The sequence below is a fragment of the Moorena sp. SIO3B2 genome, from assembly GCF_010692525.1.
In the GTDB taxonomy this organism is placed as follows: Bacteria; Cyanobacteriota; Cyanobacteriia; order Cyanobacteriales; family Coleofasciculaceae; genus Moorena; species Moorena producens.
Genome location: NZ_JAAHHE010000183.1, coordinates 1 through 12753 on the forward strand (window position 1 = coordinate 1; position 12753 = coordinate 12753).

Below are 12753 nucleotides of genomic sequence, written 5' to 3' on the forward strand. Positions count from 1 at the left end.
TGTGAGATACTAACAAACGGGTGCATAAAACTTGCAACACAAAAGTTTAAACGTTTGATATAACGGTAGCCTTAATGAAATATTTGAGAGCTAATCGCTCCAAGGGCAGTCATGACAATGCCCAGATGGGGAAGCGATTATTCAATGGGGTGATGGCGATCCTACTAACGATCACCTTCACTCTAGTTGGTTTCCTCCCAGTGACTAACCAGGGAATCGCACTTGCCGACACAGAAGGCCAGCCCAACATCCTGGTGATCATGGGAGATGACATTGGTTGGACTAATGTCAGTGCTTATGAAAAGGGCATTGTCGGTTACGACACGCCCAACATCGATCGCATTGCCAATGAGGGCATGCTGTTTACGGACTACTACGCTGAGCAAAGCTGTACCGCCGGTCGGGCAGCTTTTATCACTGGCCAAAGTGGTTTGCGGACTGGCTTGCTGAAAGTCGGTTTCCCAGGAGCACCCTATGGCATCCAGGACGAAGACCCCACCTTGGCAGAAATGCTGAAGCCCTTGGGTTACACATCCGGACAGTTTGGCAAAAACCACCTGGGGGATATGAACCAGTTTCTGCCCACAGTCCATGGCTTTGACGAGTTCTTTGGCAACCTCTATCACTTAAATGCAGAAGAAGAGCCGGATAATGTGGACTATCCCGGCGGACGAGATGGCTGGTATGCCCATAATGTTGGTCCTCGCGGGGTTCTTGATTGCAAAGCAACGCCTGGTGAATACCACGACGTACCGATTATTGGAGATCCAGACTATTCAAAACGCTTTGGCGAGTTGGGCTATCAGTCATGTACGGATACCGGACCGCTCGACGTTGAGCGTATGAAAATTGTCGATGAGGAATTCCTGGAGCGGACGAAGCAATTCATCGACGAAGCCGTGTCAGAAGACAAGCCCTTTTTTGCTTGGTTTAACTCCACCCGGATGCATTTCTATACCCACATCAAAGACGAGGTTAAGGGCATCAGCGGTCAGGGCTTCTATAACGATGGCATGGTGGAACACGATGGCCATGTGGGGCAATTGCTCGACTTCCTGAAAGACAAGGGCATTGAAGACAATACGATTGTCATCTATACAACGGACAACGGTCCCCATTACAACCAATGGCCCGATGGCGGTCTGACCCCGTTCCGGGGTGAGAAGAACACCAACTGGGAAGGCGGCTACCGCGTCCCAGCACTGGTACGCTGGCCTGATCATATCCCCGCTGGAACCGTATCCCATGAGATTTTCTCTCACTTGGATTGGGTGCCAACCCTGATGGCAGCTGTTGGTGTGGATGACCTCAAAGACACCTTGAAGCAAGATTGTACGGATGAATCCACCAATCTTTGCGGTACCCATCTCGATGGCTTCAATCAGTTGCCCTATTTGACGGATCCCGATAACCAGCAAGGAGAGCGTCCGGGCTTCATCTACTTCAATGATGAAGGTCAGCTGCCAGGGGTTCGCATTGGGGATTGGAAAATAGTCTTTTCGGAACAACGAGCTCACTATTTTGATGTCTGGCGGGAACCGTTTGTGGAACTGCGGGCTCCGAAGCTGTTTAACTTGCGTCGGGATCCCTACGAGCGTGCGGATACCGATTCCAATAACTACAATGAATGGTGGTCTCGCCGGAATTACTTGATGCTGCCAGCAATAGGTCTGGTTCAGCAGTTCCTGAATACCTTTGAAGAGTATCCGCCCAGTCAACCTCCCTTTGGTTTAAATCCTAACGAAATCATTGACCAAATTGTTGAGGATATGGACAAATACTCCACTCAATAAGGGGTAAAAGGGCATATCTTTGTGGATTTTAGCCCCTTGTCTGTTGGAGTAAGCGGTCTCAAACTCTGAGAGTTTCGTTACTTCTTCCTCCAAAAGCGAAACCTAACAACCAGGCTTTGTAATGTTGGGTTTCGCGTCAGCATATGCGCTACGCGCACGCTAAGCGAACAGCCGTCAGCATTCAGCCGTCAGCCGTCAGTCGTAAGCTATTCGCGTAGCGTGGCCAACGGCCAAGGCTCACCCTACGGGAACAGCTTATTTTATTCAAAAGTATCGTAGCGTGCCCATAAGGGATAAGCACCTCAAGGATCATGGCACAGGCTTTGGCCTTTGGCCACGCTGTGCGAACGACGCTGTGACCTAACAAATTACCTGATAGCTGATAGCTGAACGCTGATAGCTGTTCGCGTAGCGTGCGCGTAGCGCTTAAGCTGAATGCTGAATGCTGAATGCTTAAAGTTTCGCTTCTATCAACAAGATAATTTACCTGAGTAACGATGTCTTTGGTTGGCACAAAGTAATTCAGCCAATACAGTACTCTTACATCATGAAAAAAAGAACCTTTTTAGTTTTCTTCTCAATTCTGTTATCAGTCTTTTGCCTAGGAGGCTTTGTAGCATGTCCCCCCGCTGCTGCGGACTATGACCCTTTAGTGTCTTGGAATGAGGGTACGACTAAAGACACGATTGTTAACTTTGTGGAAGAGGTTACCAATCCTAACAGTTGTAATTACGTTCCTCCGAGCGGACGCATTGTCACGATTGATAATGATGGAACCCTGTGGACTGAAAAACCCCTTATTCAGGGGGAATTTATAAAATATAGGCTAGGCAATGGATTGTCAGATCTTAAAACACTTGGTTTTTTAACTGAAAAGGAAGTCGTCCTAGCAGATCTCGAATTACCGGAAATGACACCGGAAGATTATAAACAGGAAGCTAGGGAATTTCTGGATACACAAAATCATCCATACCTTGGCTTTCCATACATCCAGCTGACCTTCCAGCCCATGGTTGAACTGGTCAATTATCTCCAAAGTAATGATTTCAATGTCTATATTTGCTCTGGGGGTGGAACAGATTTCATTCGCTCCTTTGCCGAAGATGCCTACGGTATTCCCCCTGAAAACATCATTGGTAGTACCACCCAAACCGAGTATATTGACCCAGAAGAGGATGGAACTTATGTCTTGCTCAAGAAGCGAGAACTGGTGCAACCCTTTAACGATAAAGCAGGTAAACCAGTGGGGATTGACCGCTACATTGGCAAAAAACCAATTATGGCGGTTGGTAATTCCAGTGGTGATTTACAAATGCTTGACTACACTGATGATGACCAAGGTCCAGCTTTAATGATGCTGCTTCACCATAATGATACCCGTGAATGCCCCTATGCTGCTGATAACCCTGACATTGACTGTCCATACGATACAAGACCAGGGGATGATACTAATCCTTTTGATGTGGCCAATGAGCGTGGTTGGACAGTTATCAGTATGCAAGAGGATTTTGTAACAGTATTTGGAGAAGAAATCGATCAAGCCCAGATAGCATCTGAATTAGATATCAGTAAAGAGGATTTCGGAACAGTGTCTGGAGAAGAAATCGATCAAGCCCAGACAGGATCTGAATTAGATATCAGTAATGAAGATTTTTGGGACAGAATAATTCAGGAGGTTACTCGAATCAGAAAGTGACTGTTGAATTCAATAGTTAGCAATTAGAGATAGGTGCTCATTGTTTGCTATTGCTTCGGCATTCTATCCCAAATCTTTCCTGGGTCTTCCTGGTAACATAACCCCAAACCTTCCTATTCACAATTTGCCTTTTGGTGCTAAAACCCCCTTACCATCCATATCCTCAGATGGATGTCCAGTCTCGAGAAGTACTATGACACAAATTTCTACGTCTATCCCCACCGATGATATCCCTCAACTCCCAAAAGCAGAGGTGGAAGATCACCACCATCACCACCATCACCACCATGGTGATCATAGCCACAGCCATGGGGTGATCGACCCCGAAATTGCTAGTTCTGCTCGGGGCATCTGGGCGGTAAAATGGTCTCTGGTGGGCTTGGTAATCACTGCAATTTTGCAGGCAGTGGTGTTCTGGCTCTCTGGCAGTGTCGCTCTCCTGGCCGATCTAATTCACAACGTGGGGGATGCTATGACTGCTGTGCCCTTGGGGGTGGCGTTTCTAGTATCACGACGCAAGCCAACAGCAAGATTTTCCTATGGCTTTGCTCGATTGGAAGACTTGGCCGGGGTGATGATTGTGGTGATTGTGCTGTTGAGTGCCGTGATTACCGCCTATGAGTCTGTGGAGCGATTTTACCATCCTCAGCCCCTCCATCATTTGGGAGCCCTGGCAATTGCGGCCATCGTGGGCTTTATTGGCAACGAAGTTGTGGCTCTTTTCCGGATTCGGGTTGGCCGGGAAATCAATAGCGCTGCCCTGATTGCTGATGGGTATCACGCTATGGCTGATGGTCTAGTCAGTCTGGCAGTGTTGGTCAGCGCTGTGGGGGTTGCCCTGGGCTATTCCTGGGCCGATCCCGTGATTGGTTTAGTGATCACAGCAGTGTTACTAAAAATTGTCTGGGAGTCGGGGCAGACTATTTTTAGTCGCTTGCTGGATGGGGTGGAACCAGAGGTGCTAGAATCCCTCCAGCATGCCATCAATCATGTGCCTGAAGTAGAAGCTGACGCGATCGCAAACCTTCGACCCCGCTGGCTGGGGCATCGGCTCCATGTCGAGATGGACATCATGCTACCACCGACTCTATCTCTTCAGCAGACCCAAGGAATTACTAATACTGTTGAGCAGCAACTGAAAGCCCAGCTGCCCTATCTAGGTTTGATAGTGGTTCGAGCTGTACCTTTTACTCAAACGAGGGAATAGGTAATAGGTAATAGGTAATAGGCAATAAAAGATTTCACCAATCATTGAGAAGATTGTTTGACTCAGTGGTGCGTTACGGGAAGGGCTATCTCAACAAGGGCCGACCGTTAAAATCATGGCGAGCCCTTCCCTAACGCACCCTACGCCTAATCCCTACGCCTAATCCCTGCTCCCTGTTCCCTGTTCCCTGTTCCCTGTTCCCTAAAACCCAAAAAAATGTACCTCACCTAATTGAACACCGTTATAATTGCCATGCAGGAAACAGCAACAACACTGATTCATCAAGAAACTTCACTGTCTGAAATCCCGGTTAAGAGGGAGGATCGACCCAAGCCACTAATTCGGATTTTGCGGGAACCATTGCTGCATTTCCTGGTTTTGGGTGCCCTGCTGTTTGGGCTATATTTTTGGGTTGGTGGTCCAACTATCACATCGGATTCTCCCAAGCAAATTGAGGTGTCTGCTGGCACCATTGAGTCTTTGAAAACAACCTGGCAGCGGCAGTGGGGACGAGAGCCGTTGCCCCAAGAGCTGGAAAGCCTTGTGGATAACTACGTTCGCGATGAAGTACTGTATCAGGAAGCCCTGGCATTGGGGTTAGATCAAAACGACCTGATTGTGCGGCGACGGGTGGTTCAAAAGATGCAGTTCTTGGTCGAAGATGTGTCGGCTCTGCGGGAACCCTCCGATGAAGTGTTGCAAGCCTATTTAGGGGAGCATGCTGAGCGCTACGCGATACCGGGCAAGTTTAGCTTTGGACAGATTTACTTCAGCCGGGAAATGCGGCGCGATCGCACTGATGCCGAAGCCCAGGATCTTCTGAATCAGTTGCAAGCCAACCCGAACCTGGAACGGTTCCAGAAGCTAGGGGACCGCTCCATGTTGCCCATAACCTATAATCTAGCCTCAGCTCAGACCCTAAGCAACACCTTTGGTGGCACCTTTGCCCAGGAGATGGCTGGGGTTACTGAAAAGGGCTGGCAAGGCCCGTTCCATTCCGCTTATGGCAGTCATCTGGTTTACGTTAGCGACATTGAACCGGGTCATAACGCTACTTTGGCAGAGGTCAAAAGGGATGTCCGTCGGGACTGGATGAGAGACCAGCGCCAACAGCTGGACGAGCAGTTCTATCAACAGTTACGCGATCGCTACACGGTTTCCATAGACCAGGATGCCCTCAACCAAGCTATTCAGGAGGAGCAGGGATGAACAAAGAAAGGCAGAAGTCAGAAGTCAGAAGTCAGAAGTCAGAAGTCAGAGGGCAGAAGGCAGAAGTCAGAGGGCAGAAGGCAGAAGTCAGAGGGCAGAAGGGATTTATCCCGATACCGATAGCCCAAGCCTTCTGGCAACCAGAAGGGAGCAAGGGTTACAATTCCCCACTCAACTTTTTTCAGTGGCTCGTCTTCAGAGGGAAATGGATTTGTATTGCTCTGTTGGTTTGCCTGGGCCTGGGATGCCATCCCGCCCCCGCCCAGGCCCACGGCTTTCAAACGGCCTACCTGGAACTACGAGAGCAACCCTCTGGCCAGGTGGACGTGGTCTGGAAAACCCCATCAGCCATGAGTTTTGGGGATGAAGGGCTGAGTAGTCCCATGACCATTAGCCCGGTCTTTCCCAGCCACTGCACTGGGGTGACCGTGCCTAAAGTAATGGCTACTCCCACCACCCGTGTCACCCGCTGGACATTGGATTGCGGTAAAAAGGGCTTGGCTGAAGAAACCATTGCGTTTCCGGGACTGCTCCAAAGCTCTCTGGAAGTGCTATTGCGGGTGGAATGGGCCGATGGGCACTCCCAAACCACCATGGTGCCCACTGGCGAAGAGACCTTCGTTATCCCAGAAAAAACCACTGTGTTTGCAGTGGGCCAGACCTACCTCAAACTTGGGGTCGAGCACATTTTCAGCGGCATCGACCACTTGCTGTTTGTCTTAGGCCTAGTCTTAATAGTCGGGCCATCCTGGCGTCTGGTCAAGACCATTACCGCCTTTACCCTAGCCCACAGCATTACCCTGGGTGCAGCTACCTTAGGTCTTGTGAATGTGCCCCAAGCCCCAGTGGAAGCTGTGATTGCCCTGAGCATTTTGTTCTTAGCTTCGGAGCTGGCCCACAGCCGCCAGGGTAAACCAGGATTGACTGAGCAATATCCCTGGCTAGTGGCTCTGACCTTTGGGCTGTTGCACGGCTTTGGCTTTGCCGGAGCCTTGGCAGAGGTGGGATTACCCCCCCAAGACATTCCCCCAGCTCTGTTGTTTTTCAATGTTGGGGTGGAATTAGGACAACTGGCCTTTGTGCTAGTAGTTGTTGCTGTGATGGAGAGCCTGAAACGGTTTGGTTCAGAGAACTATCCCCGCTGGTTGGGATGGGTTCCCACCTATAGTATTGGCATTCTGGCCTCGTTCTGGTGTTTCCAGCGGGTGGCAGCGTTTTGGGGGTGAGTTGATCACTTAGCGATCGCAAAAACCATAAATCTTACCCAAACCCTCTGTCGGAAAATATCCTGGCATCTCACAATTACAAGGTTAGCGATGTCAACAATGTATTGATTGAGTGTAAGTCCAGCAACCGAGTGATCGTTTTTTAATCCAAAGCGATCCCAACAAAAAAACTATCTTAGCCTAATAAGGAGGCTATTGATGTTACGAAAGATAAAAGGTTTCGGAAAACGACTCATCATTGGTCTGATGACCATGTTGTTGTTTGTTTCCTTCGGGACTACCGCACAAGCGGTTACTCTAGAACCAGCTGTAGATTTGACTGGGGAGATTTCCTGTGATGGTGAAAGCCTGAGTGATCCTGCCCAACGTCAGGCTTTGTTTGGGGATCTGCACACCCATACCACCTATTCCCTGGATGCTTACATGGGCTTTATGCGCAATGACCCCGATGCAGCCTATAAGTTTGCTAAGGGAGAACCCAACGAGGTTCCAGGTGGCATCACCCAGCACAAAGTGCCCCTGGATTTTGCAGCTGTAACTGACCATGCCGAGTTCCTGGGGGAAATGGAAATGGCCCTCAATCCCGAATATGGTCCAAAGAAATACTACAATCCCTATGCCATTGCGATTCGGAACAAGCCCGAGTCTGAGACGCTGTCAGCCCTAGTCTTTGTCAAGGTAGTTCAGGGAGCCACTCGTGGTGATGACCCACAACACACCAAATATTATGGAGCTGGCCCCATTGCAGAGGAAGCCCGGAAAAACGCCTGGAAGAAAATTCAACAGGCAACGGAAGATAACTACGAACCCGGCACATTCACAACGTTGCACGCCTTTGAATGGTCTTCTGCCCCGGGCGGCGCGAACCTGCATCGGAACGTGATTTTCCGGGATACTGTTCCCACGGACGATAAAGGCAACGTTCTGCCCAGCGTTCTGCCTGAGGATCCTGTCAGTGCCTTCGAGACCCAATCCCCCGAGGAATTGTGGCAATACCTCAGCCAGTATGAGGACAATGGCGCTACTGTTCTGGCTATTCCCCACAACGGCAATGCCAGCGCCAACATGATGTTCATGCCAGAACAGTTTGATGGCAAGGAAATCGATCCTGCCTGGGCCGAAATGCGGGCAAAGTACGAGCCATTAGTTGAAATCATGCAAATCAAAGGCACCTCGGAAACCCTGCCTGCCTATGCCCCAGAGGATCAGTTTGCAGACTTTGAATTGATGGAAATTAGCGAACGCACGCGAGGGCGCTACGGTTATCTGCGGGAAGCCCTAAAGAACGGCTTGCGGCACGAAGAAAAGCTGGGAAGCAACCCGTTTAAGTTTGGTATTGTAGGAGCAACGGACAACCATAACGGCTCCCCGGGAGATACCGAAGAAGATGACTATATCGGTTCCCATGGCTATACCGATGCTACACCCGCACTGCGGCAGTTTAGTGAAATTCCCGGTTGGGAAAAATTGCCCTATCTCAATCCAGGGGCATTGACCGGGGTTTGGGCAGATCAGAATACCCGCGAGTGCGTTTATGATGGTCTGGCTCGTAAAGAAACCTTTGGCACCAGCGGCACCCGCACCCAGGTGCGATTTTTCGGTGGTTGGGACTTTCCAGACGATTTGGACCAGCAACCGGATGCCGTTGACCAGGCTTATGCTACTGGGGTTCCCATGGGCAAGGATTTACCCACAGCTCTTGAGCAGAAAGCACCCAAGTTTTTTGTTTGGGCAACCAAGGATTCCAACAGTGGCAATCTCGATCGGATTCAAGTAGTCAAAGGCTGGACCAAAGATGGCTTGACCTACGAGAAAATTTATGATGTGGCCTGGGCAGGCGATCGCGAACTCGATCCCACAACCGGCAAACTGCCCCCCATCGGCAGCACCGTAGATGTTTATAACGCCACCTATACTAACGATATTGGTAGCCCCGAACTCTCTGGGGTTTGGCAAGACCCGGACTTTGACCCCACAGTGCGAGCATTCTACTATCTGCGGGCCTTAGAAATTCCCACTCCCCGCTATTCCACCAGGGATGCTGCCGAACTGGGCATTGTCCCGTCTTCCCCCACGGAAATCCAAGAGCGAGCCTGGAGTTCCCCGATCTGGTATACTCCCAGTGATGCGTATCTAGCTGCTGGTGAAGTCGGTGCCTTAACTGTTGACCAGCTGGAACAAAATGGTATTCCACCCCTGACTACCGAAGAGATTGAAGACCTGATCCGTGGCCACAATCTGGAAATTAGTAATCGCATCACCGGCGAGGAATTTATCGGTTTCTTTCAGGATTACGAATACTATGAGGTCAAACCCGATAAATTGGCCGATAAATTGGACAAAGATACATTGGGCACAGATGAAGGCACCTGGTTCCTGGGCGAGTCGGCCAGCTCTGCACCCCTGCATACTGGGGAACTGGAAGCCGCAGCTCCCATGAAATACCAGATAGCAGACAATCAACTCAGCTTCAACCTGAAGGATGACAGCGAGTTTGTTGCCCAGCTGTTCAATAATAACGGGCAGATTCTGGCAGCTCGCAATGATGAAATTGGCTATGTCAACTATGAGTTGACAGACCTTGAAGAGGAACTCGACCTGTATACTGGGCTCCCCCAAGATGCTTTAGACTCTTTAGATATGAGTAATGAAGACTTTTGGGAGCGAGTAATTAAGGAGATTATTCGCTTAACAAAGTAATTCTTGAATTTCGTAGGGTGCGTTAGACGGCCCGAATCTGGTGCTGTGCTCCAATCGCTTCCAATCCGTCGTAACGCACCATGCTCTTTGAGTCTGTCAATGGCTCATCCATGATTCAATCAAAAACAATTCCAAAAGGAGTTCATCAACATGAATCGAATAGTTTCACGTTTGCAAATCCGCAAACTATTTATCATAGGGTTGTGTATTTGCTTTCTGATCGGGAACATTCTATTTTCCTCTAACAGTGCCCTGGCAATTTCTTTGCCTCCTGGAGAATACGATCTTCCAGATTTCAACCGACCTGTACCCCTTCCGGGAGAAATACCCTACTCCCCTTATGCAGGGCGACCGGATGAGTATCAGCCGAGCCATCCCCAGCAGGTATTCTGGGGGGATACTCACCTGCACACCGTGTATTCTTTTGATGCGGGTGCGGCTGGAACCCTGCTGACTCCCGAGGATTCCTACCGCTTTGCCCGAGGCGAGGAAGTGCTGACGGATGGCGGAGAGCAAGTCCAGTTGTCCCGTCCCCTGGACTTCTTGGCCGTCACGGACCACACCGACCAGTTGGGTTCTTATTTGCAGTTTGTCAATGAGCCACCGGAAGATTGTGATACCCCAGAAGACCAGGCTCAAATAGACGAGTGGCACGATATGGTCACAAGCGGCGATCCCCAAGATGCAGCAGATGCACAGGTTGAGATTGTCGCAGCTTTCTCTCAAGGCACCATTCCAGGGTGCATGCTCCAAACTGCACAACAGTACCGTACTGCTTGGGAAGACGAAGTTAATTGGGCGGAAGAATTTAACGATCCCCACAAATTTACTGCTGTTATCGCTTACGAATGGACTTCCTTGGATAAAGGAAATAACCTTCACCGCAACGTGATCTTCCGCGACAACAGTTACAAGGCAAAACAGTTAGTTCCCAAAACTACCGAAGATGGCACCGATCCAGAACTGCTTTGGAAATGGATGGAAAATTACGAAGACACCACAGGCGGCGACGTGCTGGCAATTCCCCACAACGGCAACCTGAGTAACGGTGAAATGTTTGCTGACTTGGATGCTCGTGGTGTGCCGATCAGCCGCAACTATGCTGAGCTGCGACAACGCTGGGAGCCGCTCTATGAAGTCATTCAGATCAAAGGGGCGGGCGAGACCCATCCTGATTTGTCTCCTGATGATGAATTTGCCAGTTTTGAGATTGCAGGTTGGGATAACGGCAACCTAGACCTCAGCGCTCCGGAAACACCTGATATGTACGAGCATGAATATGCCCGTGCTGCCCTCAAGAATGGATTGAACTTTGAAGAAGACTTGGGAGCCAATCCCTTCAAATTTGGAATGGTGGGTTCCACGGATTCCCATATTGGTATTTCCGGGGTGGAAGAAAATAGCTTTATGGGCAAGTTTCCCAGTTATACCCCCAGCGCCCATCGGGCAGCACACGTCTCGAAGCCAAGTTGTTTTACTAAGGATCAAGATGGCAACTGTGTTCCGGAGGATCCTGAGGTGAACCGGTTCGGATGGCAGTATGGAGCAGCTGGCTTTGTAGGAGTTTGGGCTGAAGCCAATACCCGCGAGTCCCTGTTTGATGCCATGGCACGACGGGAAGTTTATGCTACGAGCGGACCACGGATGATCGTTCGCTTCTTTGGCGGTTGGGACTTTACCTCGGAAGATGTAAGTCGTAATCCTGCTGATGTGGGCTATGCCAAGGGAGTTTCCATGGGCAGTGATCTGACCAGTATGCCGGAAGGAAAAGCACCGACCTTTTTGGTGGCTGCATTGAAGGATCCGATTCGGGGGAACCTTGATCGGATTCAAATTGTCAAGGGCTGGCTGGAGGATGGCCAAACCAAGGAGAAAGTCTACGATGTTGTCTGGTCTGGCGATCGCGAACCCGATGCCACAACGGGTAAACTTCCGCCAGTGGGTAATACAGTTAATACCGACACAGCAGAATGGACAAATACCATTGGTGCGGTTGAGCTAGCTGAAGTTTGGACAGACCCGGACTTCGATCCTACCCAAAGGGCATTTTACTACGCCCGGGTACTGGAAATTCCCACCCCCCGTTGGACAGACTACGACAAGGCATTTTACGGTAATGAGTGGTGTGCTGAAGATCCAGCGGCCTGTAATGATATTCCCTTAACCCTACAGGAGCGGGTGTATACTTCTCCGATTTGGTATTCCCCTGAGACTGTAGCTCAGTTACCTGAAAATCCCGAAGATGGCAGTGATTTTGACTTCTGGAACAGAATAATTCAGGAAGTTATTCGATAATTATCTGTTGAATTTAATAGCTAGGGATTAGAAATAGGTGGTCGTTGTTTGGTATTGCAACGGCCACCTATCGTATAAAAAAATTAACAATTAATAATTAATTGATGCGGTAAATAAACCAAAAATTAGGTAATATTAATGTGATTTTGAACCGGATTTGGAGAATGGTGCTGGCAGTTACGTAGGGTGCGTTGGATGGCCCAAATCTGGTGCCCTCAGTCGTACGATCCCAATCCGTCGTAACGCACCATGCTCTTTGAGTCTGCCAATGGCTCATCCATGATTCAATCAAAAACAATTCCAAAAGGAGTTCATCAACATGAATCGAATAGTTTCACGTTTGCAAATCCGCAAACTATTTATCATAGGGTTGTGTATTTGCTTTCTAATCGGGAACATTTTATTTTCCTCTAACAGTGCCCTGGCAATTTCTTTGCCTCCTGGAGAATACGATCTTCCAGATTTCAACCGACCTGTACCCCTTCCGGGAGAAATACCCTAGACCTCTCCAAAAAACAAACTTATGGTAAAATAAGATAAAATTAATCACTTTTATCAACCTCAAAAACCATGAGCTACACTTGGAACTACATCCAAAAAAATCCTAAACAAACAAAAAGATTGCTA

Annotated in this window: 9 protein-coding genes; 8 read left to right on the forward strand and 1 reads right to left on the reverse strand. The window is 49.3% G+C overall.

What is annotated here, in order from left to right:
• The first annotated feature begins 152 nt into the window (after positions 1-152).
• A complete protein-coding gene (locus F6K38_RS26530) occupies positions 153-1793 on the forward strand; it encodes an arylsulfatase (protein WP_502709601.1) in 1641 nt (546 codons plus the stop codon).
• 181 nt (positions 1794-1974) lie between these two features.
• Here F6K38_RS26530 and F6K38_RS26535 read toward each other — a convergent pair whose 3' ends face one another.
• The gene (locus tag F6K38_RS26535; RefSeq protein WP_287358048.1) at positions 1975-2307 is read right to left on the reverse strand and encodes a hypothetical protein; all 333 of its coding nucleotides are present in this window, start codon (positions 2305-2307) and stop codon (positions 1975-1977) included.
• Positions 2308-2340: 33 nt separating this feature from the next.
• On the opposite strand from F6K38_RS26535, the gene F6K38_RS26540 reads away from it, so the two are divergent.
• The 7 genes from F6K38_RS26540 (at position 2341) to F6K38_RS26570 (ending at position 12628) form a co-directional block, all read left to right on the forward strand.
• A complete protein-coding gene (locus tag F6K38_RS26540; protein ID WP_287358050.1) occupies positions 2341-3489 on the forward strand; it encodes an HAD family hydrolase in 1149 nt (382 codons plus the stop codon).
• Between the two features lie 193 nt (positions 3490-3682).
• On the forward strand, positions 3683-4696 hold the full coding sequence (locus F6K38_RS26545) for a cation diffusion facilitator family transporter (RefSeq protein ID WP_287358053.1): 1014 nt from the start codon (positions 3683-3685) through the stop codon (positions 4694-4696).
• A 252-nt stretch (positions 4697-4948) separates the two neighbouring features.
• Positions 4949-5905: a peptidylprolyl isomerase gene (locus F6K38_RS26550; RefSeq protein WP_287358056.1), complete on the forward strand. Its 957-nt coding sequence runs from the start codon at positions 4949-4951 to the stop codon at positions 5903-5905.
• Positions 5902-7131 carry a HupE/UreJ family protein gene (locus F6K38_RS26555; protein ID WP_287358059.1) on the forward strand — a complete coding sequence of 410 codons (1230 nt, stop codon included), beginning with the start codon at positions 5902-5904 and terminating at the stop codon, positions 7129-7131. The genes F6K38_RS26550 and F6K38_RS26555 overlap by 4 nt, the downstream gene beginning before the upstream one ends.
• A gap of 198 nt (positions 7132-7329) precedes the next feature.
• Entirely contained in the window at positions 7330-9831 is a 2502-nt protein-coding gene (locus tag F6K38_RS26560) for a DUF3604 domain-containing protein (protein ID WP_287358062.1), read from the forward strand.
• 150 nt (positions 9832-9981) lie between these two features.
• Positions 9982-12126 (forward strand): DUF3604 domain-containing protein, encoded by a 2145-nt coding sequence (locus F6K38_RS26565; RefSeq protein WP_287358065.1) that lies wholly within the window; start codon positions 9982-9984, stop codon positions 12124-12126.
• Positions 12127-12445: 319 nt separating this feature from the next.
• On the forward strand, positions 12446-12628 hold the full coding sequence (locus tag F6K38_RS26570; protein WP_287358067.1) for a hypothetical protein: 183 nt from the start codon (positions 12446-12448) through the stop codon (positions 12626-12628).
• Positions 12629-12753 lie beyond the last annotated feature (125 nt).